Origin of the sequence: Nonomuraea sp. NPDC049400 (genome assembly GCF_044466425.1) — a bacterium.
Classification (GTDB): Bacteria; Actinomycetota; Actinomycetes; order Streptosporangiales; family Streptosporangiaceae; genus Nonomuraea.
In genome coordinates this window covers 234460-257052 of record NZ_JBITMP010000009.1, presented here as the reverse complement: position 1 = coordinate 257052, position 22593 = coordinate 234460, and the positions used below count along the sequence as shown (strand labels likewise).

The following is a 22593-nucleotide window of genomic DNA, read 5'->3' as shown; positions in this document are numbered from 1 at the left end:
CACCCTTGCGTACTCGAGGCAGACACTTGTCCACTCTTGACCTGCATGAATATGCGGAACAATGGGTCACATGACGCGGATCATCGCAGGCATCGCGGGTGGCAGGCGGCTCGCTGTGCCGCCGGGGCGTGGCACGAGGCCGACCAGCGACAGGGCGAGAGAAGGGATCTTCTTGACGCTCGACTCGCTGTACGGACTCGAGGGCGCCCGCGTGCTCGATCTGTACGCCGGATCCGGGGCGATCGGCCTGGAGGCCCTGTCCAGGGGAGTGAAGGAGGCCGTGCTGGTCGAGTCCGACCCCAGAGCCGTGCGGACGATCAAGGCGAACGTCCAGACGCTCGGCCTCCAAGGCGCCAAGGTGATCGCGGACAAGGTGGAGCGGATGCTCGGGAAGATCCCCGGGGAGCCGTACGACATCGTGTTCGCCGACCCGCCCTATGCCGTGTCCGACGACGAGGTCCGGCGGGTCCTGGAGCTGCTGCGGGACAACGGCTGGCTGGTGGCTGAGGCGTTGGTGGCATTCGAGAGGGAAAGCAGGGGAAAGGCCCTGATGTGGCCAGAAGGCTACGTTGAGGAGAGGGTCCGTCGTTATGGCGAAGCGTCCGTTTGGTACGGTCGCGCCGCCGGGAACCCGTAGACCTGGGAGGCGTCTTGCGCCGCGTAGTCTGCCCGGGGTCGTTCGACCCCATCACCAATGGCCACCTCGACATCATCGGCCGCTCGGCCCGCCTGTATGACGAGGTGACCGTGGCAGTCCTCATCAATGTCGAGAAAAGCAGCCTGTTCACGGTGGACGAGCGAATCGAGATCCTGCAGACCGTGACCAAGGACTTTCCGAACGTCAAGGTGCGGAAATTCCATGGGCTGCTGGTCGATTTCTGCAGGCAGAACGACATCCCCGCCATCGTCAAGGGCATCAGAGTGGTCAGCGACTTCGACTACGAGCTGCAGATGGCGCAGCTCAACTATCGGCTGTCAGGCGTCGAGACGCTTTTCATGCCCACGAATCCCGAATACTCGTTCCTGTCCTCCAGCCGGGTGAAGGAGATCGCCAGGTATGGTGGGGACGTGTCGGGCCTCGTACCCGATCTTGTGCACAAGCTGCTCATCGAGCGGCTCAGGGGCTGAGCGCGACCTGCTATCCTTTCATTTCGGCCTTGTACGACGGCGATCATCTCGCCATGCCTAGCGAGAGCAGGATGACTGAGCACCTCGACCCCCGCTCCCCGTGGGTGATCTCCACTCATGATCTGGGAAAGCGGCCGGGCACGATGCGGCAGGTGACCCTGACCCTCCCGGCACCGGCAGATCTCGGCGTCGACATGATCGGTGTCCCCAAGGACGCCGAAGTCGAGCTGGATCTCCGGCTCGAAGCAGTGATGGAAGGCGTGCTCGTGTCAGGCACGGCGCAGGCCCCGCTCGCCGGGGAGTGCGCGCGCTGCCTCGACCCGGTCGCCTCGGACATCGAGGTTGACCTGCAGGAGCTGTTCTTCTACTCCGACGAGGACGCCTCGGAGGAGGACTCACTGCTCGACGGTGAGCTGCTCGACCTCGAGCCGACGTTCCGCGACGCGGTGGTGCTGGCACTGCCGCTGAGCCCGGTGTGCAGTGAGGACTGCGAGGGGCTCTGCACGGAGTGCGGGATCAAGCTGGCCGAGGCCGGCGACGATCACCGGCACGAGAAGGTCGATGCCCGTTGGGCGTCGTTGCAAGGTCTGATTACCGACAAAGATAACGATCAGGAGAAGTGACGTGGCCGTCCCGAAGCGAAAGATGTCGCGGAGTAACACCCGCCACCGTCGCTCCCAGTGGAAGACGACTGCTGTCGCCCTGGTGAGCTGCCCGCAGTGCCGTTCCCCCAAGCAGCCGCACATCGCTTGCCCCACCTGCGGCACCTACAACCGTCGTCAGGTCATCGAGCCGTCCGCCTGATCCCGCTGCTTGACGTGATGCCGACCGGGTGCCATTGTGCCTCGGTCGGCGTTACCGTCTCAGATGCGTACGGCGGCGGTTCGCCCGCGGCCGTGGTGGACGCCGGGGCTACGCGTTACCCCGACGCCCACCACGTTTTCGGGCATCTTCCGCAGCCGGCGCGCGCCATGCGAAAGATGTCCGAGGAGGAAAGACGTGGGCGCAGGTCCTAAGCCGGTGGCCGTGGAGGTCGCCAGAGACGAGCTGGAGCGGGTCCTGTCGGTCGGGCTCGACCCCGACATCCTGGAGCGGGCGCTGACCCACCGCTCCTACGCGTACGAGAACGGCGGCCTGCCCACCAACGAGCGCCTGGAGTTCCTGGGCGACTCGGTGCTGGGCCTGGTGGTCACCGACACCCTCTACCGCAACCACCCCGACCTGCCCGAGGGCCAGCTCGCGAAGCTGCGTGCCGCGGTGGTCAACATGCGGGCGCTGGCCGACGTGGCCAGAAACCTGGGCCTCGGCCGGTTCCTGCGGCTCGGCAGGGGCGAGGAGGGCACCGGCGGGCGCGACAAGTCGTCCATCCTGGCCGACACCCTCGAGGCGCTGATCGGCGCCATCTACGTCGACAAGGGGCTCGACGAGGCGTTCCGGGTGGTGCACCTGCTGTTCGACCCGCTGATCGTCCGCTCTGCCTCGCTCGGGGCGGGGCTCGACTGGAAGACCTCGCTGCAGGAGCTGACCGCCTCCGAGGCGCTCGGCGTGCCCGAATACCACGTCGAGGAGAGCGGCCCCGACCACGCCAAGTCGTTCACGGCCATGGTGCGGGTCGGCGGCGAGTCGTACGGGTCGGGCACCGGGCGCAGCAAGAAGGAGGCCGAGCAGCAGGCGGCCGAGGCGGCCTGGACCCGCATCAGGGCCAGGCGCGAGCAGCGCGAGAGCCAGCCCGCGAGCTGAACGGCCGTCCGGATGTGTCCGGAGGCGACAATGAAGTTGCTGCCCAGAGCGTCTGGAGGCCCGGTTGTCCGGGCGGCCGGAGGTTCGCGGCGCCCGAGCTTTAGGGGGCTGAGGTGCCTGAGCTACCGGAGGTCGAGGTCGTCAGGCGCGGCCTCGCGCAATGGGTCACCGGGCGCGAGATCGCCTCGGCGGAGGTGCTGCACCCCCGCGCGATCAGGCGGCACCTGCCCGGCGCCGACGAGTTCACGGCGCGGCTGAAGGGCCGCGAGGTGCTCTCCGCCGAGCGCCGCGGCAAGTATCTGTGGCTGCGGCTGTCGGGCGCCGAGGAGGCGCTCATGGCCCATCTGGGGATGAGCGGCCAACTGCTGGTGGTCGACCAGGACTCGCCGCTGGAGAAGCATCTCAGGGTACGCGTCCGCTTCGAGGACGGCGGCCCCGACCTGCGCTTCGTCGACCAGCGGACGTTCGGCCACGTCATGGTCACGCCCCTGGTCGGCGGCGTGCCCGAGCCGATCTCCCACATCGCCCCCGACCCGTTCGAGGCGGTGTTCGACGAGGCCGAGTTCGCGCGCAGGCTCAAGGCCAAGCACACCGAGATCAAGCGGGCGCTGCTCGACCAGTCGCTGATCAGCGGCGTCGGCAACATCTACGCGGACGAGGCCCTGTGGATTGCGCGGCTCCACTGGGCCAGGCCCACGCAGACGCTCACGCGTCCCAAGATCGCCGAGCTGCTGGCCGCCGTGCGCACGGTCATGGCGTCCGCGTTGCGGGCGGGCGGCACCTCGTTCGACAGCCTGTACGTGAACGTCAACGGCGAGAGCGGCTACTTCGACCGCTCCCTGGAGGTGTACGGCAGGCGCGATCTGCCCTGCTCGCGCTGCGGCACCCCGATCAGGCGCGAGCCGTTCATGAACCGGTCGTCGTACTCCTGCCCCAAATGCCAGCGACGGCCGCGGTGAGCACGGCCAGCCCCGCGCCCAGCCACATCGCGGCCGAGAGCGAGACCCCGTCCACGACCCTGCCGCCGGCGAGCGCGCCGAGCGCGATGGAGACGTTGAAGGCGCCGACGAAGAGCGCCGTGCCGAGCTCGCCGCCGCCCGCGCGCATGATCCACAGCTGCAGCGTCACGCCGACGCCCCCGTAGGCGAAGCCCCACACCACCAGCACGGCCAGGGGCAGGCCGATCGTGGGCAGCGCCGCCGTGCCCAGCGCGATGAGGACGGCGCTCGTGATCAGGACCGGCTTGGGGTTCCTGGCGGCCCACGCCCCGGCGGTGAAGTTGCCCACCACGCCCGCGGCGCCGTACATGAGCAGGATGATGCTGATGAGGGCGGGACCGGCGTGCGAGACCTGCTCGAGGAACGGCTGGACGTAGGTGTAGGCGGCGAAGTGGCCGCACACGATCAGGACGGTCAGGACCAGGACGGTCTTGAGCGGCCCCGAGAGCCACTCCCGCCGGGATCCCGAGGTCCGGTCGGGGGCCTCGCCCGGCAGCGGCGGCAGCGTGGCGTACAGGACCGCGACCAGGACCAGCGCCACCACCCCCATCGCGGCGAACGCCGTCCGCCACCCCGCGAACGACGAGATGAACGTCGCCGCGGGCACGCCCAGCACCGACGCCACCGAGACACCGCCCAAGATGATCGACGTGGCCCGTCCGACGGACCCTTCCGGCACCAGGCGCGTCGCCAGTCCGGCGGCGAAGGCCCAGAACCCGCCGATGCTCACCCCGGTCAGCACCCTGGCCGCCAGGAGGACGGGATAGCTCGTCGCGAACGCGCCCACCAGGTTGGCCACCGCCAGCACCGCCATCAGCCCGAGCAACATGGCACGCCGGTCGAGCCGGCGGGTGGTTACGGCCAGCACGGGCGCGGACACGGCGGCGACCAGCCCGGGGGCCGTCATCATCAGCCCGGCGGTCCCTTCTGACACGCCAAGGGCGGAGGCGATCGAGGACAGTAGCCCGACGGGCAGCATCTCGCTGGTCACGATGGTGAAGGTGCCCACGGCGACCGTCGACACGGCCAGCCAGCGAGCCCTCGTATCAGGGGAGACTTCGGTAATGGTCATGCCACTCAGCCTCGGCGCGGCTGCCGGCGGGAACAATGGCGAAGTCCGAAGGCTTGGTTTAGGTGGGCTAAGCGATCCCGATCCTGAGGTGGTGGAGATGGAGTTCAGGGAGCTTGAGTGCTTCGTGGTGCTCGGCGAGGAGCTGCACTTCGCGCGTACGGCTGAGCGCCTCTACCTGTCGCCCGGGAGGGTGAGCCAGCTCATCGGCTCGCTGGAGACCCGGATCGGCGGCAGGCTCTTCCAGCGGACCAGCCGCAGGGTGCGCCTCACGCCGCTCGGCGAGCGCTTCCTGGCCGACCTGCGGCCCGCGTACGACGGGCTGGCGAGCGCGGTGAGCCGGGCCAAGGCGGCCGCCCGGGAGGTGACCGGCGCGATCAAGGTGGGCTTCCTGGCCACGCCCACGGAGGTCGTCACGGGAAGCGTGCAGGCCTTCGAACGCAGGTATCCCGCGTGCGAGGTGGAGCTGGTCGAGATACCGCTCTCGGATCCTTTCAGCAAGTTGCGGGCCGGGCAGGTGGACCTCGCGTTCACGCTGCTCCCGGTGGACGAGCCCGACCTGATGACCGGTGAAGGGCTGAACGAGGTCCCCTACCAGCTGGGCGTCTCCATCCGCCACCCGCTGGCCGCCCGCGCGAGCATCGCCGCGGAGGAGCTGTCGCAGGTGCCGCTGATCGGGCTGGGCGGCCCCGCCCCGCGGGACTGGCGGGAGCGGGTGACACCCTCGGTGACCCCTTCAGGACGCCCGATCCCCCTGGCCGGTACGGTGGCCACCAGCCAGGAGGGCCTCACCCAGGTGGCGCTCAACCGGGGTGGCATGCTGTTCTGCACCCCGACGGCGGCCCACCACAGACGGCCCGATGTGAGCTTCGTCCCAGTCATCGGGCTGCGCCCGTCCGTCATGGGCCTGGCCTGGGTGAAGGCCGCCGAGACCGCCGCGATCAGGGCGTTCAACGAGGCGGCGGTCGGGCACGCACTCGGGGTGGAGTCCCTTGTGGCCTGACGGGAGAGGACATGCAGGAAAACAGCGAGAAGGCCCGATTGACCACCTGGGTCAGGGGCAGGGTCCAGGGTGTGGGGTTCCGCTGGTGGACCCGTGCGCGGGCGCTGGAGCTGGGCCTCGAGGGCTGGGCGCGCAACACGGCCGACGGCCGGGTGGAAGTGGTCGCGGAGGGCCCCCGCGAGGCGTGCGTCAAGCTGCTGGAGCTGCTGAGAGGTTGCGACACGCCGGGGAGGGTGGATGGAGTAGTAGAACGTTGGAGCGAAGCCCGAGGTAGTTTGGGCGGTTTTGTAGAGCGCTAGTAGCTTCCGTTAAACCGCCCAAATAGGGTATAGTTGTATGTCGGGAGTGCCCATCAGTAGGGCTCAGCGGTTGGTTCGACTTGACCGCCCACACTGCCGGTGCGACTCTTGTTAGGTACCACGCGCACCCCTCCCGCGGAATAGAAGTGCGCGAACCAGTCTGGTCACTCAGCGTGGAGGACCCTTTACCATGGCGAAGGCTCTACTCGGCCACGTCGGCGGTCCTGACCCTCGAATGGTCTCGGAGATGCGCCGCCTGCAGCAGCGTATCCGGGATCTGGAGGCAGAACTCATCCGACTTCAGGCCACGAATGACGCTCTTGCAGCGCAAACTCGCGATGAGGCGCTAAGCCGCATGCAAGAGCGCGAGCCGGCACTCACCTGAGAGTGATCGGAGCGCAAGACCCCAGGGACGTCTCGGAGAGGCGTCCCTTGTTATTTGCGCACTTTCGAAAAGCTTCCTTTGCCCAGGCCGGTCCGGTCCAGAATGTACGTGCCCACGTGGGGCAGTGAGGACCCAGTAGGCTTTCCCGAGTCCGGCATCAGGGAGAAGGGGGTCGCGCTTGTATTTGAAGACCCTCACCCTGCGCGGCTTCAAGTCCTTCGCCTCCGCGACCGCCCTCCGTTTCGAACCGGGCATCACCTGCGTCGTCGGCCCCAACGGCTCGGGCAAGTCCAACGTCGTCGACGCCCTCGCCTGGGTCATGGGCGAGCACAGCGCCAAGTCGCTGCGCGGCGGCAAGATGGAGGACGTCATCTTCGCCGGCACCTCCTCCAGGCCGCCGCTCGGGCGCGCCGAGGTGACGCTGACCATCGACAACTCCGACGGCGCGCTGCCGATCGACTACACCGAGGTCACGATCAGCCGGCTGATGTTCAGGTCGGGGCAGAGCGAATACGCGATCAACGGCGACACCTGCCGCCTGCTCGACATCCAGGAGCTGCTGTCCGACTCGGGCATCGGCCGCGAGATGCACGTGATCGTCGGTCAGGGTCAACTCGACGCCGTGCTGCACGCGGGGCCGGAGGACCGGCGGGCCTTCATCGAAGAGGCCGCCGGCGTGCTCAAGCACCGCAAGCGCAAGGAAAAGGCGCTGCGCAAGCTCGACGCCATGCAGGCCAACCTGACCCGCGTGCAGGACCTCGCCACCGAGCTGCGCCGCCAGCTCAAGCCGCTGGGCCGCCAGGCGGAGATCGCCCGCAAGGCCGCCGTCATCCAGGCCGACCTCCGCGACGCCCGGCTGCGGCTGCTGGCCGACGACGTGTGCATCCTGCGCATGACGCTGGAGCGCGAGGCCGCCGACGAGGCCGCCGTCATGGCCAGGCGCAACCAGGTGGAGAGCGAGCTGGCCGAGGGCCAGCAGCGCGAGGCGGCGCTGGAGGCGGCCGAGGCCGAGACGCAGCCCCGCCTGGCCGCCGCGCAGGAGACGTTCTTCCGGCTCTCGTCGCTGCGCGAGCGCATCACCGGCCTGGCGCAGCTCGCCGCCGAGCGCCACCGCCACGCGCTCGACGCCGCCGCCATCGAACGCCGCGGCCGCGACCCCGAGGACCTCGAACGCGAGGCGGCCGAGGTGCGCGAGCGCGAGCTGATCCTCAAGGCCGAGCTGGAGCAGGCACAGGAGCTGCTGGAGGAGGCCGTCGCGGCGCGGGCCGCGGCCGAGGCCGAGCTGAGCGCCGAGGAGCAGCGGCTCGCCCTGGCCGCCCGGGCCGCCGCCGACCGCCGCGAGGGGCTGGCCAAGCTGCGCGGCAAGGTCGATTCCGTACGGAGCCGGGCACGGGCCGCCGAGGAGGAGATCGGGCGGCTCCAGCAGGCCGTGGCCGACGCGGCCGAACGCGAGCGGCAGGCCAGGGAGGACCTGGAGGCGCAGCGGCTGGAGGAGCCCGCGGTCGATCCCGCGCTCGCTGAGGAGCTTGCCACGGCGCAGGCCCTGGTGGAGGAGGCCAGGGCCGTCGCCGACGAGGCGCGGACCGCGGTGGAGGAGGCCAAGTCCGGCCTCGACGCGCCGCGCGCCGCCCTGCAGGCCGCCAAGTCGGGGGTGGTCACCGCGCGCGCCGCCGACCAGGAGGCGCAGCGGTCCGTGGCCGCCCTGGTCGCCCGCCGGGACGCCCTCGAGCTGGGGCTCGCCAAGGGCGACGGCGGCGCGGCGCTGCTGGAGGCGGACCTGGCCGGGGTGCTGGGGCCGCTGGCGGCCTCGATGCAGGTCACGCCCGGTGCCGAGCTGGCGGTGGCGGCCGTGCTGGGTCCCGTCGCCGAGGCGATCGCGGTCAAGACCCTGGACACGGCCGTGGAGGCGCTCGATTTGCTGCGCGCCCAGGGCGCGGGCCAGGCGACCCTCCTGGTGGCGCTCGAGGCGGGCACGGACGACGCCGAGACGTCGGAGAGCGCTACAGGGTCCTCCGGGGAGGACGGACACGGCGCAGCCCGGCGCACGCGTACGGCGGCTCCTGAGGGCGGTCAGTGGGCCGCCGACCTCGTCACGGTCCCCGACCACCTACGGCCCGCCCTCGACCACGTGCTCGAGGACGTCGTGGTCGTGGCGGACCTCGACGCCGCACGCTCGGTCGTCGGCCGCCACCGCGAGCTCAGGGCGGTCACCGAGGCGGGCGACCTGGTGAGCGCCCACCTGGCCAGCGGCGGCGCCGAGGGTGGCACCTCCGTGCTCCAGGTGCGGGCCGCGCTCGACGAGGCGGTCAGCGACCTGGCGGAGGCCGAGCGCAGGGCCGAGGAGACGGCCGAGGCGCTGGATGAGGCGATCGAGCGGGAGCAGGCGGCCCAGGCGGCGCTGGAGGCCGCCCAGGCGAAGGTCAACGAGGCCCAGACCGCGGTCACCACCGCCCAGGCGGGCGTGAGCGCCGCGCAGGGCGCCCTCGACCAGGTCAGGGGCCGCCAGCGGGAGGCCGACCAGCGCAACGCCGCCGCCGCCAAGCGCCTGGCCCAGGTCGAGGCCGCCGCCAACGCCGCCCGCGACGAGGCCGAGCGCCTCACCAAGAGTGTCACCAGAGCGGAAGAGTCGCGTACCGAAGGCCAGGAGGAGCTGGCCGAGCTGGAGATCCGCCTGGCCGAGGCCGAGTACGCCCAGGAGCTGGAGTCCGAGCCCACCACCGACCTCCGCGACGACCTGGCGGGCGCCTGCGAGGCCGCGAGGCAGCGCGAGATGGACACCCGCCTGCAGGTCCGCACCGCCGAGGAGCGCGTCAAGGGCATCGAGGGCCGCGCCGACGGCCTCATGCGGGCCGCCCAGCGCGAGCGCCAGGAGCGCGCCCAGGCGGCCGCCCAGCGCGCCAGGCGCCGCCAGCAGGCGGCCGTGGCCGAGTCCGTCAGCAAGGGCGCCAGGCAGGTGCTCAAAGCGCTCGAATCCTCCGTCCAGCTCGCCTCCAGGGAGCGCGACGAGGCCGACCTCGCCAGGGTCGCGGTCGACGCCGAGCTCAAGCAGGTCCGACTCCGGGTGCGCGAGCTCGGCCAGGAGCTGGACAAGCTGGTCAACCGCGTGCACGGCAGCGAGGTCGCCCGCACCGAGCAGCGGCTGCGGCTGGAGCAGATGGAGCAGCGGGCGCTGGAGGAGTTCGGGGTCGAGGTCGAGGCCCTGATCTCCGAGTACGGCCCCGAGGCCCAGGTCCCCGGCGACCCGCCCGTGCCGTACGTGCGCGAGGAGCAGGAGAAGCGGGCCAGGGCCGCCGAGCGGCAGATGAACCAGCTCGGCAAGGTCAACCCGCTCGCGCTGGAGGAGTTCGCGGCGCTGGAGGAGCGGCACGCGTTCCTCAACTCGCAGCTCGAAGACCTCAAGAAGACCAGGCGCGACCTGCTGACCGTGGTCCAGGAGGTCGACGACCGGGTTGAGCAGATGTTCGCCTCGGCCTACGAGGACGTGGCCAGGGAGTTCGAGCAGATCTTCACCAGGGTGTTCCCCGGCGGTGAGGGCCGGCTGGTGCTGACCGAGCCCAACGACATGCTGACCACCGGCATCGAGGTCGAGGCCAGGCCGCCGGGCAAGAAGGTCAAGCGGCTGTCGCTGCTGTCGGGCGGCGAGCGCTCGCTGACCGCCGTGGCGTTCCTGGTCTCCATCTTCAAGGCGCGGCCCTCGCCGTTCTACGTGATGGACGAGGTCGAGGCCGCGCTCGACGACACCAACACGCAGCGGCTGCTGACGTTGTTCGAGGAGCTGCGGCAGAGTTCGCAGCTGATCGTCATCACCCACAACAAGCGCACGATGGAGATCGCCGACGCGCTCTACGGCGTCTCGATGCGCGGTGACGGCGTGACCCAGGTGGTCAGCCAGCGGCTGCGCGAGCGCGAGTCGGCCTGACACCCCGCCCCGGAAGAAACGTGAGTTGGGGCTGATCGGTGTGGCCTTGGGCATGACCATGCCGGTCGATCTGGAAAACTGACATCTTGTGGATGGTTACCTCGGCGTCATAGTGATCGTGGCCGTCGTCGCCCTGCTGGCGGCCGGCGGTCTTCTGCTGTACTTCCGGCCGGGTCGCAAGGCGGCCCCGCCGGTCAAGCCGCCCGAGACCCCCGTGCTTCCCGAGGAGAAGCGGCCCGCCGGAGTCGGCGAGGAGGGCGAGGGCGCGACCACCACGCTCCCGCCGCCGGTCAAGCCCGCCGAGCCGGCCGTCGTCGTCCCCGAGATCGAGGTGCCGCCGCCGTCCGAGGGCCGGATGGTGCGGCTGCGCTCGCGGCTGGCGCGCTCGCAGAGCGCGCTCGGGCGCGGGCTGCTCGAGCTGCTCTCCCGCGACCGGCTCGACGACGATGTGTGGGACGAGGTCGAGGAGAAGTTGATCAGCGCCGACATGGGTGTCGCGCCGACCCAGGCCGTCGTCGAGGACCTGCGCACCAAGGTCAAGGTGCTGGGCAGCCGCACCCCCGAAGAGCTGCGCGGGCTGCTGAAGGAGGAGCTGCTCGCCCAGGTCAATCCCGACCTCGACCGCACGCTCCAGGTCAAGAGGCACGGCGAGCGGCCCGCGGTGGTGCTCGTCGTGGGCGTCAACGGCACCGGCAAGACCACCACCACCGGCAAGCTCGCCCGCTCGCTCGTCGGCGACGGCAAGAAGGTCGTGCTCGGCGCGGCCGACACGTTCCGGGCGGCGGCCGCCGACCAGCTCCAGACCTGGGGCGAGCGGGTGGGCGCCGACGTCGTGCGCGGTCCCGAGGGCGGCGACCCGGCCTCCGTGGCGTTCGACGCCGCCGCCAAGGGCATCGAGGAGAAGGCCGACGTCGTCATCGTCGACACCGCGGGCCGCCTCCACACCAAGACCGGCCTCATGGACGAGCTGGGCAAGGTCAAGCGGGTCATCGAGAAGAAGGCCACGGTCGACGAGGTGCTGCTCGTCCTCGACGCCACCACCGGCCAGAACGGCATGCGCCAGGCTCAGGTGTTCGCCGAGGTGGTCAACATCACGGGCATCGCGCTGACCAAGCTCGACGGCACCGCCAAGGGCGGCATCGTGATCTCGGTGCAGCGGGAGCTGGGTGTGCCGGTCAAGCTCGTGGGGCTGGGCGAGGGGCCCGACGATCTGGCGCCGTTCGACCCCGAGGTGTTCGTGGACGCGATCCTGGGGGACTGAAGCCGCATTCCGGGCATACGGTAATTAACGGTGGAAGAGCCCTTACCCGATAACCATTGATCGGCGACTTTTCTATGTGCTGACATTGATCGGTCATCGAAGACACTTGGAAGGGCGCCCATGAAGAAGATCGTTGTTCACAGGCCCGGGACCGTGAAGCCAGCTGCTGCGGCCGCGCCGAGGCACCAGGCCTGAACCACTAAGGCTGGCGTCTCAGCTGGGGGCGCCGGCCCAGGGTCTCTCATGGACACGATCATTCTCGACGCCGACCGCCGGATCGCCGGACCCTACACCCTTGCGGCCGGGCTCCTCGGCCACCTTGTTCCCCAGGCCCTGGAGCACTGGCCCAGCCTGGTCGCCGCGCATGACATCGAGCTCCGCGCCACCGCGCCGGGCTTGCGGGAGGCCGTGCCCGAGCGCAGGACCTCGCTGGCCGGCAGCCTGCCCAGGGGGCAGCGCATCCTCGTGCCGGGCGCCCGGCGCAGCCTCCGGGTCGCGAACGGGCTGGCCGAGTTCGTCCGCGACCACCTGCGCCGCGCGGGTCCGCTCACCGTGGCCGTGACGAACCTGGGCGAGGCCGACCACACCGACGCCGAGCTGGTGGCGGTTATGCGGCGCAGGATCGACCCGGGGCTGCTCCGGATCGACGAGGGGCCGTCGGCTCCGAGCACCTTGCCGTTATGCGCGGATTTCGACCGCTTTCGCGACGAGGGTTTCCACCACGCCATGGCGGAGTCGGGCCTGGAGGCGCTGCGCGGGATGGCGTACGAGGACGACCCGGAGGGCTGGCAACAGCTCCTGCAGCGCGTCGCCGCCGCCCTGGAGGCCATCGAGCGCGAGGAGGAGGCCCGCGAGCTGTACGACAGGGCCAGGCGCGAGAGCACCGACCCCAAACACCGCGCCACCATCGCGTACGCCACCGCCATGATCCTGGTACGCCACCACGACCCGGCCCGGCGCGACCCGCAGGAGGCCCTGGCCTGGATCAACGAGGCGATCACGATCACGTCGCTGCTGCCTGACCGCCGCGAGCGCGCCTTCCACCTCGGGTTCGACCTCAACGGCAAGGCACTGGTGGAGGTGCGCAGGGGCCGTTACGAGGCCGCGATGCAGCTCGTACAGCAGGCCATCGACCTGGCAGAGGCGGACCTCCCCGGCGAGCACCCGATCCATCGGCTCGTGCTGTACGCCAACAGGGCACAGCTCCTGGCCATGGCAGGCAGGACGGAGGAGGCCCTGGCCGACTACACGCGGGCCGTCGAGGCCGACCCCGGCTATCCCGACTACTACCTCGAGCGCGGCAACCTGCTGCACCGGCTCGGGCGGCCGGAGGAGGCGCTGGCCGACTACGAGGCGGTCATGCGGCTCAGCCCGCCCTTCCCCGAGGCGTACTACAACCGGGCCGAGCTCCGGTTCGCCGCGGGCGATCTCGACGGCGCCCGCGCCGACCTGGACCACACGCTGGAGCTGGACCCCGAGTTCGCGCCCGCCTACGTGAACCGCAGCGGGATCCATGCGGGTCAGGGGGAGTACGCGAGCGCCAGGCAGGACGTGGTGCGCGGGCTGGGGCTGACGCCGCGCGACCCCCACCTGCTGTGCGTGCTCGGGCAGGTGGAGCTGGCCGAGGGCAGGCACCCGGAGGCGCGGACCGCGTTCGACGGGGCGCTGGAGATCGACCCTGGGCTGGTGGCGGCCTGGGCGGGACGGGCCGAGCTGGCCTTCGAGCGCGGCGACCACGACGCGGCGCTGGCCGACCTGACGCACGCCCTCGAGCTGGGGGAGACGGCCGAGTTGCTGTTCAACCGGTCCGTGGTCTACCGGGCCGCGGGGCTGGCGGGCCAGGCCAGGCAGGACCTGCTCAGAGCCGCGGAGCTGGCCCCTGACGACGAGGACGTGGGGAGGGCGCTCGCCGAGGCGTGACCCGTGGGCGGGCGTTGACGGCTCGCCACCGCGGCGGGTCAGGCTCGCGGCTCTCCATGATGCGGCCGCGGCCCGATCGGAACCACCAGAGGAGTGCCCGCCACCGGATCCTCGATGACCTTGGCGTCCAGGTCGAACACCTCGCGTAGCAGCTCCTCGGTGAGCACCTCGTGCGGGGTGCCCGCGGCGATCACCTTGCCGGCGCGCATGGCCACCAGCCGGTCGGCGTAGCGGGCGGCGAGGTTGAGGTCGTGCAGGACCATGACGACCGTGCGCCCGGCCTCCTGGTGCAGGTGCCGTACGAGCTCCAGCACCTCCACCTGGTGCGCCAGGTCCAGGAACGTGGTCGGTTCGTCGAGCAGCAGCAGGTCCGTGCCCTGGGCCAGGGCCATGGAGATCCACGCCCGCTGCCGCTGGCCGCCCGACAGCTCGTCCAGCGGCCGCTCCGCCAGGTCGGCCAGGCCCGTCATGTCCAGGGCGGCCGCGACGGCGCCCTCGTCGTCCGACGACCACTGCCGGTACCACGTCTGGTGGGGATGCCGGCCCCTGGCCACCAGGTCGGCCACGGTCAGCCCTTCGGGGGCGGTGGGCGCCTGGGGGAGCACGCCGAGGATCTTGGCGACCTCGCGGGTGGGGATCTTGTCGATGCGCTTGCCGTCCAGCAGCACCTCGCCGCCCTGAGGCTTGAGCAGGCGGCCGAGCGCGCGCAGCAGCGTGGACTTGCCACAGCCGTTCGGGCCGATGATCGTGGTCACGGTGCCCGCCTCGATGCCGAGGTCGAGGCCGGCGACCACCAGGCGGTCGCCGTAGCCGAGCTTGACGCCGGCGGCCTGCAGCCTCATTTGCGTGACCTCCAGATCAGATGGATCAGGTACGGGGCGCCCAGCACGGCGGTGACGATGCCGACGGGCAGCTCCAGCGGGGAGAACGCGGTCCTGGCGATCAGGTCGGCGGCGGCGGTGAGCACGGCGCCGACGACCGCCGAGCACAGCAGCGGCGGCTGGGCGGAGCGGGTGAGCCTGAGCGCGATCTGCGGCGAGGCGAGGGCCACGAACGCGATCGGACCGGCGGAGGCGGTGGCCACGGCGGCCAGCAGCACGGCGGCCAGGATCATCAGGGCGCGGGCCAGGTTCGTACGGACGCCGAGCCCGGCGATCGTGTCGTCGCCGAATCGCAGCGCGTCGAGCGAGCGGGTGCCGAGCAGGGCCAGCGGTACGAGCACGGCCAGGGCCAGCGCCGTGGGCATCACGTGCTCCCAGCCGCGGCCGTTGAGCGAGCCGCTGATCCAGACCATGGCGCGGCCGGTGTCGTTCACGTCGCCGACGGTCAGCAGCCAGAACTTGATGTTCGTGAACACGGCGGCCACGCCGATGCCGACCAGCACCAGGCGGTAGCCGTCCAGGCCGCGCCGCCAGGCCAGCCCGTAGACGACGGCCGCGCCCGTCAGGCCGCCGAGCAGGGCCAGCGCGGGGATGCCGAGGGTGGCCAGCAGGCCGCTGGTGCCGCCGTACGCGCTGCCGCTGGCCACGACGCCGGCCACGACCGTCACGGAGGCGCCGGTGGTGACGCCGAGGATCTCGGGGCTCGCGAGCGGGTTGCGCGCGATGGACTGGATGATCGCGCCGGACAGCGCGAGCGCGGCGCCGACCAGGGCGCCGGTGAGGGCGCGCGGCAGGCGCAGCTCCATGATGACGAAGTGGGCGGCGCTGTTGACGTCGAACGTGCCGGTGACCACTTCCTGCAGCGTCATCTGGAGCTCGCCGATGCGCATGTTCATGGCCATGAGCAGGACGAGGAGGACGAGTCCCGTCAGCGTGACGGCGACGCCGCGCAGTCGTAGCCGCCAGGACAGGCCGCCGACGCGCAAGGGGAGAGCGGTCATCACAGTCGCACTGGCTTCCTGCGCCGTACGAGCGCGACGAAGAAGGGCGCGCCGAGCAGCGCGAGCACCACGCCTACCTCCAGCTCTCCCGGTGGGGCCACCACGCGGCCGATCACGTCGGCGAGCAGCAGCAGCGCCGCGCCGACCAGCCCCGAGAACGGCAGCAGCCAACGGTGGTCGGTGCCCGACAACGGGCGGGCCAGGTGGGGCACGATCAGGCCCACGAACGCCAGCGAGCCGCACGCCGCGACCGCCGCGCCGGACAGCAGGGTCACCGCGGCGACGCCGACGGTGCGGGTCATGGCGATGTTCTGGCCGAGGCTCCTGGCCACGTCCTCGCCCAGGGAGAGCGCGTTCAGGCCGGGCGCGTTGACCATTGCGAGCACCAGGCCCACGAGGATGAACGGCAGCACCTGCCAGACCACGTCCGCGCCCCTGCCCGCGATCGAGCCGGCCTGCCAGAAGCGGAACACGTCCATCGCCTGCTCGTCCAGCAGCACGACGGCCGAGGTCAGGGCGTACAGCAGAGCACTCACCGCGGTGCCCGCGAGCGCCAGCGTGACCGGGGTCGGGCCGCCCCTGCCGCCCACCATGCCGAGCGCGAACACCCCGACGCTGGCGATCAGCGCGCCCGCCAGGCCGAACCAGATGTAGGCGAGCAGGCTGGAGGTGCCGAGCAGGATGATCGAGGAGACCATCGCGAACGCCGCCCCTTGCGTGACGCCGAGCAGCCCGGGATCGGCGAGCGGGTTGCGGGTGTGGCCCTGCATGAGCGCGCCGGCCACGCCGAGCGCGATCCCGGCGAGAACCCCCAAGACGGTCCTGGGGACGCGGAGCGAGCGGATGACGATGTCGTTCTCGGTCCCGGTGGGGGCGGTGAGGGCGTGCCAGGCGTCGGGGAGCGGCACGGACTTGGAGCCGACCGTGATGCTCAGCACGATCGCGACGAGCAGGGCGGCGAGCAGGGCGAGGAGTACGGTGAGCCGCCTTTGCCGGATGCCCTGGAGGCGCGGTGCCACGGCGGTCGCACTCACCCGCGTCCTCCTCAACATTTGCTCGATCCTGCAGAAGTATGCCAGCTTAGGCAGGGCTAACCTAATTTAGGGTTACCTTACTTTTGGATCTGGGAAAGGGATTTGATGAGATCGTTGCGCGTGCTGGTCGGCGCCGTCCTGGTGGCGGGGCTCGCGGCCTGCGGCACGTCCGCGGGCGAGTCCGAGGCCGCCCCCTCCGCGTTCAGGACGGTCAAACACGCCATGGGCGAGACCGCGATCCCTGCCCAGCCGAAGCGGGTGGTGGCGCTCGACCAGAGCTTCGTCGACGCGGTGCTCACGCTGGAGACGCCGGTGGTGGGGTACACGACGTACCGGTCGCTCGACGACAAGCTGCCCGCCTACCTCGGGACCGTCGCCGAGCAGTACGGCAAGGAGGCCACCCCGGTCGGCACGCTGGAGCAGCCGAGCCTGGAGAAGATCATCGCGCTCAAGCCCGACCTGATCGTCTCGGCGAAGGTCCGGCACGAGGCTCTGTACGACAAGCTGTCCAAGATCGCGCCGACCGTGTTCAGCGAGACCACCGGGGCCATCTGGAAGGAGAACGTCCGGCTCATGGGACAGGCCCTGGGCAAGGAGCAACTCGCCGACACCAGGATCAAGGAGTACGAGGGCCGGGCGGCCAAGATCGGCGAAGCCATCAAGGCGAAGGACGGCGAGCTGCCGACGATCTCGGTCGTGCGGTTCGCCGGCGAGCCGACGGTCCGGCTGTACGTGGAGAAGTCCTATTCAGGACTGGTGCTGAAGGACGTCGGATTCCCCAGGCCCGAGGGGCAGCCGACCAAGCAGGACGCCATCGCGGTGGACGTCAGCCAGGAGCGGATCTCGGACCTGGACGCCGACCACATCTTCGTCTCGACCTTCAAGGATCCGGCGGCCGAGGGGCCCAAGGAGAAGTTCCTGAGCAACCCGCTCTGGGGCAAGCTCAAGGGCGACAAGCACGACGTCGACGACCTGACCTGGATGACCGCGGTGGGGATCCAGGGGGCCCACGCGATCCTTGACGACGTGGCCAAGCTCTTCTCCGTGGACCCCGCGCGGACCTGACCCGGCTACGAGGCGCTGAGGAACGCGCGGAGCTCCGCCAGGTGGGGGTCGATGTCGAGGCCCTGGTCGGCGAGCCACTGCGGGTTGCCGTACGTGCCGCGGTAGCGGTCGCCGCTGTCGCAGATCAGCGTGACGATGCTGCCCTGCTCGCCCGCCGCCCGCATCTCGTCGATCAGGTCCACGCAGGCCGCCATGTTGGTGCCCGTCGAGCCGCCCACGTCCAGCCCTGTGACCTCGCGCGTCCAGTGCATGGCGGCGATCGAGCGGGCGTCGGGCACGGCGATCATGCGGTCGATGACGGACGGCTGGAACGAGGGCTCCACGCGGGGGCGGCCGATGCCCTCGATGCGCGAGCCGGGCGCGGTGACCGAGGTGTCGCCGGAGACCCAGCTCGGGTAGAAGGCCGAGCCCTCCGGATCGACGACGGCCAGGCGGGTGGGGTGGCGGCGGTAGCGGATGTAGCGGCCGATGGTGGAGGACGTGCCGCCGGTGCCGGCGCCCACCACGATCCACGCGGGCTCGGGGTGGGGCTCCATGGACATCTGGGAATAGATGGACTCGGCGATGTTGTTGTTGCCGCGCCAGTCGGTGGCCCGCTCCGCGTAGGTGAACTGGTCCATGAAGTGGCCGCCGGTCTCCGCGGCCAGACGGTGAGATTCGTCATAGATCGCGCGGGGGTCCGTGACGAGGTGACATTTCCCACCGTAGAACTCGATGAGGTGACACTTCTCCGGCGACGTGGAGGCAGGCATGACCGCGATGAACGGCAGGCCGAGCAGGCGGGCGAAGTACGCCTCGCTCACGGCCGTGGATCCGCTCGACGCCTCCACGATCGTCGTGGTGGGGCCGATCCAGCCGTTGGCCAGGCCGTAGAGGAAGAGGGAGCGAGCCAGCCGATGTTTGAGTGAACCTGTGGGGTGCACCGACTCGTCTTTCAAGTAGAGGTTTACACCCCAGTGCGAGGGCAGCGGAAAGACGTGCAGGTGTGTGTCGCAGCTACGGTTGGCGTCGGCCTCGACCTTGCGTATGGCCTCCGCCACCCAGCGGCGCGTCCCCAGGTCGTGACGGTCCACGAAACTCATGCCCATACGCTATCCCATGTGACTCTTGCCACTATTTCCGAAAAATTGGACGGGTAGTGTTATGATACTGAGACTTGTCCGGCCGTGGACGTGACCGTATACGCCGCGAGCAGATGGACGGAAACCCCCTCTGACCAAGGCGGATCTCTAACGCGTCCCTTACCTGGGACTTGCCATGATGGAATCCGCCCGCAGGCGGCTTGTGCCGGAACGGGGGATAGCGCAAGGGGGAATGAATTGATCACTATGACCGATGAGCAGCGTCAGGACTGGTTCGAGCGCGATGTCGTGCCCGTGACGTCGCAGCTGTTCGCCTCCGCCATGCGCCTGACCCGTAACGCCGCTGACGCGGAAGATCTGGTACAGGAGACGGTGGCGAAGGCGTACACGTCGTATCACCAGTTCCGGGAGGGCACGAACCTCAAGGCGTGGCTGCACCGGATCCTCACCAACAACTTCATCAACGACTACCGCAAGAAGCAGCGCTCGCCGAAGCTGTCGGCCGCCGAGGACATCGAGGACTGGCAGCTGCACGCCGCCGAGTCGCACAGCTCCACCGGTCTGCGCTCGGCCGAGACCGAGGCGCTCGACCGGCTGCCCGACAGCGTCGTCATGAACGCCCTGCGGGCGCTCCCCGAGGACTTCCGCGTGGCCGTCTACCTGGCCGACGTCGAGGGGTTCGCGTACAAGGAGATCGCCGACCGCATGGGCACGCCCATCGGCACCGTCATGTCCCGCCTCCACCGGGGCCGCCGCCAGCTGCGCGGCATGCTGGAGGAGTACGCCCGCGAGGAGGGCGCCGTCCGGCTCCCCGCCCAGCGCGCCGCGGCCTAAGACCCCATAGTGAGATGAAGGCGGACGCGTAACACGCCGCCTTCATTGCGCAGCTCCACGAGATCGCAGAGCTGCCGGCTGATCCAGAGCCCGTATCCCCGAGGGGATTCGGGCTCAGGTGGTATGTAGCCCGGTAAGGGATCGTCCAGGGAGCCGCCGGGATCGGCGATCTCGCAGACCAGCTCGCCGTCATTGACCCACATCGTGATCGTGCCGTGCCCGGCGCCGTGCTCGATGCTGTTCGCGGCGATCTCCGACACGCTGATCACGAGCGAGATGACCAGGTCGGGGTCCATGCCGGCCGCTCTGGCGTAGTCGCCGACGGTCTGGCGCAGCCGCCGCAGCTCGCGGGCGGTGAAGGGCATCGTCCGGGCGTCGTGGCCGGGCTCCGGCAGGGGCGCGCGGTCGCCGTTCAGCACCAGCTCGTGGGATGCGACGAAGCGGGTGCTCGCCGACTCGCCGTCCGCGCCCAGGAGGAGAGGGTGGCTGACCGGGCTGAAGTGGAGCGCGGTCTCGGGCGCCCGGCGCACGTCGTACAGGCACAACATGATGGTCGCCGCCGCGCCGAGCGCGGCGTTGAGCACGGACTCGGAGCGGATCAGCTCCCTGATGTCCCGCTCGCTCCTGCCCTCCCAGCTGGGCTCGCAGATGACGAGGGTGCGGCGGCCGTGCGTGTACTCGTGGTAGGCCGCCAGGGTCCGGTACGGGTGGCCGTACCACGAGGTGGAGACCCGGCCGTCGATGCGTCCGGCGTCGGGACCGAGCGCGTCGCGCAGCAAGGAGAGCTTGGTCGCGCACGTGATCACCAGCACGCTCCTGCCCTCGGCGAGGGCGGAGCGCACGCGCGGCACGGCCAGCCGGAGAAACGCCTCATCCGAGTCGTACGGCACCGCGATATGCCGTAGCGACTCGCCATCGGAAGGTGCCCGCCCAGGGCGCACGGGCGAAACGTAGCAAGCGCTAGTGGGGCTGCGCAACGGCTATCAGCGCCACCGCCCCGAGCGCGCATGCCACACCGGCCACCTGGATGCCGGCCAGCCGCTCGCCCAGCACCCGCCTCGCCAGCAGCAGGGTGCTCGCGGGATAGAGCGAGACCAGCACGGCGACCAGGCTGAGCAGGCCGTTCTGCTGGGCCAGCAGGTAGAGCACGTTGGCCGCCATGTCGAGCACGCCCGCCGCCACGATGATGTGCAGCGAGCCCTGGCCCGGCTTCAGCGCCCTCCGCGTGGCCACGGCCAGCAGCGCCACGGCCGTCACCGACGACAGCCTGGCGCCCACCAGCGGCCACAGGCCCGCCTCGTGCGGCGCCATGGCGAGCAGGATGAAGAAGCCGCCGAACCCGGCCCCCGCGGCCAGGGCGGCCAGCACCGAGGTGAGCGAGCCGCGCCGGTCGGCGGACTTGTCCTGGCTGACCAGCAGCACCGCGCCGAGCGCCAGGACCACGCCCACCAGTGCCCAGAACGCGGGCCGCTCGCCCGTCGCCAGCCCGAACACCACGGGCAGCGCCGCGGAGGTGACGGCGGTCGTCGGGGCCACCACCGACATGACGCTCGTGGCCAGCGCCCGGTAGAACAGCACCAGGCCGGTCGCGCCCGACAGGCCCGCCGCCAGGCCCCACGCCAGAGCCTGAGTGCTGACCGTGCCCGGCAGCAGGGGCAGCAGGCCGAGGATCAGCGCCAGGCCCGCGAGTTGCGATAACACGACGACGGACAGGACCTGAGAGCGCTTGGTGGCCAGGCCGCCGAAGAAGTCGGCCGTGCCGTACACCACCGCGCACGCGGTCGCCAGGATCACCGTCATCGGTACCCTCCAGTTCAACAGGTTGCACTCTTAGTACAACACATAGAGTACATTCCGCTGCACCTGGAATTCACTACACTGCACTGTGTGGAAGATCCGGAACTGATCAACCAGGCCATCGCGAACAACGTGCGCGCCCAGCGCGCGCACCGTGGGCTGACCCTGGACGCGCTGGCCGCCAGGTCGGGGGTGAGCAGGGGCATGCTCGTCCAGGTGGAGCAGGGCAGGACGAACCCCAGCGTCTCCACGCTCACCCGGATCGCCTCCGCCCTGGGCGTCACCGTGGCCAGGCTCGTCGAGGTCGCCGACGTGCCCTCGGTGCGGATCGTGAGCAAGTCCGACGTGGTCACGTTCGAGCAGGGGGACGTGCAGGCGCGGCTGCTGGTGGGCGCGGACGTGCCGATGATCCTGGAGCTGTGGGACTGGCGGCTGGCGCCCGGCGAGCACCACGACGGCGACGCCCACCCGCCGGGCACCCGCGAGATGCTGACCGTGCTGGACGGCGAGCTGACGCTCACGGTCTACGGCAGGAGCCACGTGATCGGGAAGGACGACGCGGTGCTCTTCACCGCCGACCGGCCCCATCGCTACGCGAACAGGGGCGAGGAGGAGCTCAGGCTGATCATGGTGGTCGCCGAACCGCGCGAGACGCACGATCAGTAGCGGTAACGCCCTCGGCAACTCTGTGGAAAATCCCGGTCACGATCGGTAACGTATGCGCTCGTGATGCTCCCGTGACAGCAGGTCACGGGCCTCAGCCGCCGACCCATGACGATTGCCGCATGTCTTGGACGGCTGATGCCCGTTGTTGGGTACATCCCTGGTGTACGACGGACCGTCGGCAGGGGGTGGCGTGTGAGTGAGGCCCGAGCGGCGACAGAGAAACTCCAGGTGGAGCTTCATGTTCTGGGCGTCACCAGCGCGTACGAGGTAGGCGACGGCGAGACCATCTCGGTGTGGATAGGCCTGGTCGTGCGGTATAGAGATGGTTTTTACCGTTGGCAGGAAGGGGCGGTGAAACGTCGGCATCTGGGTACGGATCCGGTTGGATGTGCCATACGCGTGGCGCGCCGCTACAAGGAACTGCAGGCCGATATCCCACTCTGGTGGGACGACCTGGCCAGGGAACTGCGGGGGAAACCGGTCCAGGACTATCCGTAGGCCCCCGCGCGCG

Annotated in this window: 23 protein-coding genes; 16 read left to right on the top strand and 7 right to left on the bottom strand. The window is 70.3% G+C overall.

The features are described 5' to 3' along the window. The first annotated feature begins 70 nt into the window (after positions 1-70). From rsmD to mutM, 6 genes are all read left to right on the top strand, one after another. Positions 71-637 (top strand): 16S rRNA (guanine(966)-N(2))-methyltransferase RsmD, encoded by a 567-nt coding sequence (gene rsmD, locus ACIBVN_RS16550; RefSeq protein ID WP_397137079.1) that lies wholly within the window; start codon positions 71-73, stop codon positions 635-637. A gap of 14 nt (positions 638-651) precedes the next feature. Beyond that, positions 652-1128, top strand: coding sequence for a pantetheine-phosphate adenylyltransferase (gene coaD / locus ACIBVN_RS16545; RefSeq protein ID WP_397137077.1), 477 nt, complete (start codon positions 652-654; stop codon positions 1126-1128). 71 nt (positions 1129-1199) lie between these two features. Continuing rightward, the gene (locus ACIBVN_RS16540; RefSeq protein WP_397137076.1) at positions 1200-1751 is read left to right on the top strand and encodes a YceD family protein; all 552 of its coding nucleotides are present in this window, start codon (positions 1200-1202) and stop codon (positions 1749-1751) included. A gap of 1 nt (position 1752) precedes the next feature. Next, positions 1753-1932, top strand: a complete 180-nt coding sequence (gene rpmF, locus ACIBVN_RS16535) for a 50S ribosomal protein L32 (protein WP_139632166.1) — start codon at positions 1753-1755, stop codon at positions 1930-1932. Between the two features lie 216 nt (positions 1933-2148). After that, entirely contained in the window at positions 2149-2868 is a 720-nt protein-coding gene (gene rnc / locus ACIBVN_RS16530) for a ribonuclease III (RefSeq protein WP_397137229.1), read from the top strand. A 113-nt stretch (positions 2869-2981) separates the two neighbouring features. After that, complete coding sequence (mutM, locus tag ACIBVN_RS16525; RefSeq protein WP_397137074.1) at positions 2982-3827, top strand: bifunctional DNA-formamidopyrimidine glycosylase/DNA-(apurinic or apyrimidinic site) lyase; 846 nt, start codon at positions 2982-2984, stop codon at positions 3825-3827. Here the strand turns inward: mutM and ACIBVN_RS16520 are convergent. Next, positions 3775-4938 (bottom strand): MFS transporter, encoded by a 1164-nt coding sequence (locus tag ACIBVN_RS16520; RefSeq protein WP_397137072.1) that lies wholly within the window; start codon positions 4936-4938, stop codon positions 3775-3777. The two genes, mutM and ACIBVN_RS16520, sit on opposite strands and share 53 nt — an antisense overlap. Positions 4939-5035: 97 nt before the next feature. On the opposite strand from ACIBVN_RS16520, the gene ACIBVN_RS16515 reads away from it, so the two are divergent. The 6 genes from ACIBVN_RS16515 to ACIBVN_RS16490 all read left to right on the top strand — a co-directional run bounded on the left by ACIBVN_RS16515 (position 5036) and on the right by ACIBVN_RS16490 (position 13722). Then, on the top strand, positions 5036-5938 hold the full coding sequence (locus ACIBVN_RS16515) for a LysR family transcriptional regulator (RefSeq protein ID WP_397137070.1): 903 nt from the start codon (positions 5036-5038) through the stop codon (positions 5936-5938). A gap of 11 nt (positions 5939-5949) precedes the next feature. Continuing rightward, the gene (locus ACIBVN_RS16510; RefSeq protein ID WP_397137068.1) at positions 5950-6237 is read left to right on the top strand and encodes an acylphosphatase; all 288 of its coding nucleotides are present in this window, start codon (positions 5950-5952) and stop codon (positions 6235-6237) included. A 190-nt stretch (positions 6238-6427) separates the two neighbouring features. Further along, positions 6428-6622 (top strand): hypothetical protein, encoded by a 195-nt coding sequence (locus tag ACIBVN_RS16505; RefSeq protein ID WP_090938435.1) that lies wholly within the window; start codon positions 6428-6430, stop codon positions 6620-6622. 178 nt (positions 6623-6800) lie between these two features. Beyond that, a complete protein-coding gene (gene smc, locus ACIBVN_RS16500) occupies positions 6801-10541 on the top strand; it encodes a chromosome segregation protein SMC (protein ID WP_397137066.1) in 3741 nt (1246 codons plus the stop codon). Between the two features lie 88 nt (positions 10542-10629). Continuing rightward, positions 10630-11802: a signal recognition particle-docking protein FtsY gene (ftsY, locus tag ACIBVN_RS16495; protein ID WP_397137064.1), complete on the top strand. Its 1173-nt coding sequence runs from the start codon at positions 10630-10632 to the stop codon at positions 11800-11802. Between the two features lie 243 nt (positions 11803-12045). After that, positions 12046-13722, top strand: coding sequence for a tetratricopeptide repeat protein (locus ACIBVN_RS16490; RefSeq protein ID WP_397137062.1), 1677 nt, complete (start codon positions 12046-12048; stop codon positions 13720-13722). A gap of 38 nt (positions 13723-13760) precedes the next feature. Here ACIBVN_RS16490 and ACIBVN_RS16485 read toward each other — a convergent pair whose 3' ends face one another. The 3 genes from ACIBVN_RS16485 to ACIBVN_RS16475 are packed head-to-tail and all read right to left on the bottom strand — an operon-like array spanning position 13761 to position 16638. After that, a complete protein-coding gene (locus ACIBVN_RS16485) occupies positions 13761-14564 on the bottom strand; it encodes an ABC transporter ATP-binding protein (RefSeq protein ID WP_397137060.1) in 804 nt (267 codons plus the stop codon). Continuing rightward, positions 14561-15604 carry a FecCD family ABC transporter permease gene (locus ACIBVN_RS16480; RefSeq protein ID WP_397137058.1) on the bottom strand — a complete coding sequence of 348 codons (1044 nt, stop codon included), beginning with the start codon at positions 15602-15604 and terminating at the stop codon, positions 14561-14563. The genes ACIBVN_RS16485 and ACIBVN_RS16480 overlap by 4 nt, the downstream gene beginning before the upstream one ends. Then, entirely contained in the window at positions 15604-16638 is a 1035-nt protein-coding gene (locus tag ACIBVN_RS16475; RefSeq protein ID WP_397137056.1) for a FecCD family ABC transporter permease, read from the bottom strand. Before ACIBVN_RS16475 ends, ACIBVN_RS16480 begins: the two co-directional genes overlap by 1 nt. A 105-nt stretch (positions 16639-16743) precedes the next feature. Between ACIBVN_RS16475 and ACIBVN_RS16470 the strand changes: the two genes are divergently transcribed. After that, on the top strand, positions 16744-17703 hold the full coding sequence (locus ACIBVN_RS16470; RefSeq protein WP_397137054.1) for an ABC transporter substrate-binding protein: 960 nt from the start codon (positions 16744-16746) through the stop codon (positions 17701-17703). 5 nt (positions 17704-17708) lie between these two features. Here the strand turns inward: ACIBVN_RS16470 and ACIBVN_RS16465 are convergent, their stop codons facing one another. Beyond that, complete coding sequence (locus tag ACIBVN_RS16465; protein ID WP_397137052.1) at positions 17709-18785, bottom strand: PLP-dependent cysteine synthase family protein; 1077 nt, start codon at positions 18783-18785, stop codon at positions 17709-17711. Positions 18786-19031: 246 nt separating this feature from the next. Here ACIBVN_RS16465 and ACIBVN_RS16460 point away from each other — a divergent pair, with 246 nt between their 5' ends. Then, entirely contained in the window at positions 19032-19619 is a 588-nt protein-coding gene (locus ACIBVN_RS16460; RefSeq protein WP_397137050.1) for a sigma-70 family RNA polymerase sigma factor, read from the top strand. Here the strand turns inward: ACIBVN_RS16460 and ACIBVN_RS16455 are convergent. Together ACIBVN_RS16455 and ACIBVN_RS16450 are read right to left on the bottom strand one after the other, a co-directional pair. After that, positions 19616-20560: an anti-sigma factor RsbA family regulatory protein gene (locus tag ACIBVN_RS16455; protein WP_397137048.1), complete on the bottom strand. Its 945-nt coding sequence runs from the start codon at positions 20558-20560 to the stop codon at positions 19616-19618. The genes ACIBVN_RS16460 and ACIBVN_RS16455 overlap by 4 nt on opposite strands. Positions 20561-20579: 19 nt before the next feature. Then, on the bottom strand, positions 20580-21419 hold the full coding sequence (locus ACIBVN_RS16450; RefSeq protein ID WP_397137046.1) for an EamA family transporter: 840 nt from the start codon (positions 21417-21419) through the stop codon (positions 20580-20582). Between the two features lie 87 nt (positions 21420-21506). Between ACIBVN_RS16450 and ACIBVN_RS16445 the strand changes: the two genes are divergently transcribed. Both ACIBVN_RS16445 and ACIBVN_RS16440 read left to right on the top strand, forming a co-directional pair. Continuing rightward, positions 21507-22082: a helix-turn-helix domain-containing protein gene (locus tag ACIBVN_RS16445; RefSeq protein ID WP_397137044.1), complete on the top strand. Its 576-nt coding sequence runs from the start codon at positions 21507-21509 to the stop codon at positions 22080-22082. Between the two features lie 228 nt (positions 22083-22310). Beyond that, positions 22311-22580, top strand: a complete 270-nt coding sequence (locus ACIBVN_RS16440; RefSeq protein ID WP_397137042.1) for a hypothetical protein — start codon at positions 22311-22313, stop codon at positions 22578-22580. The last annotated feature ends 13 nt before the right edge of the window (positions 22581-22593 follow it).

Excerpts from the sequence above, each read along its gene's own strand:
- ACIBVN_RS16520 (WP_397137072.1), bottom strand. The coding sequence starts at position 4,938 with ATGACCATTACCGAAGTCTCCCCTGATACGAGGGCTCGCTGGCTGGCC.
- rsmD (WP_397137079.1), top strand. The coding sequence starts at position 71 with ATGACGCGGATCATCGCAGGCATCGCGGGTGGCAGGCGGCTCGCTGTG.
- ACIBVN_RS16480 (WP_397137058.1), bottom strand. The coding sequence starts at position 15,604 with ATGACCGCTCTCCCCTTGCGCGTCGGCGGCCTGTCCTGGCGGCTACGA.
- ACIBVN_RS16540 (WP_397137076.1), top strand. The coding sequence starts at position 1,200 with ATGACTGAGCACCTCGACCCCCGCTCCCCGTGGGTGATCTCCACTCAT.
- ACIBVN_RS16485 (WP_397137060.1), bottom strand. The coding sequence starts at position 14,564 with ATGAGGCTGCAGGCCGCCGGCGTCAAGCTCGGCTACGGCGACCGCCTG.
- ACIBVN_RS16470 (WP_397137054.1), top strand. The coding sequence starts at position 16,744 with ATGAGATCGTTGCGCGTGCTGGTCGGCGCCGTCCTGGTGGCGGGGCTC.
- ACIBVN_RS16460 (WP_397137050.1), top strand. The coding sequence starts at position 19,032 with ATGACCGATGAGCAGCGTCAGGACTGGTTCGAGCGCGATGTCGTGCCC.
- ACIBVN_RS16515 (WP_397137070.1), top strand. The coding sequence starts at position 5,036 with ATGGAGTTCAGGGAGCTTGAGTGCTTCGTGGTGCTCGGCGAGGAGCTG.
- ACIBVN_RS16450 (WP_397137046.1), bottom strand. The coding sequence starts at position 21,419 with ATGACGGTGATCCTGGCGACCGCGTGCGCGGTGGTGTACGGCACGGCC.
- ACIBVN_RS16510 (WP_397137068.1), top strand. The coding sequence starts at position 5,950 with ATGCAGGAAAACAGCGAGAAGGCCCGATTGACCACCTGGGTCAGGGGC.
- ACIBVN_RS16465 (WP_397137052.1), bottom strand. The coding sequence starts at position 18,785 with ATGAGTTTCGTGGACCGTCACGACCTGGGGACGCGCCGCTGGGTGGCG.
- ACIBVN_RS16505 (WP_090938435.1), top strand. The coding sequence starts at position 6,428 with ATGGCGAAGGCTCTACTCGGCCACGTCGGCGGTCCTGACCCTCGAATG.
- ACIBVN_RS16490 (WP_397137062.1), top strand. The coding sequence starts at position 12,046 with ATGGACACGATCATTCTCGACGCCGACCGCCGGATCGCCGGACCCTAC.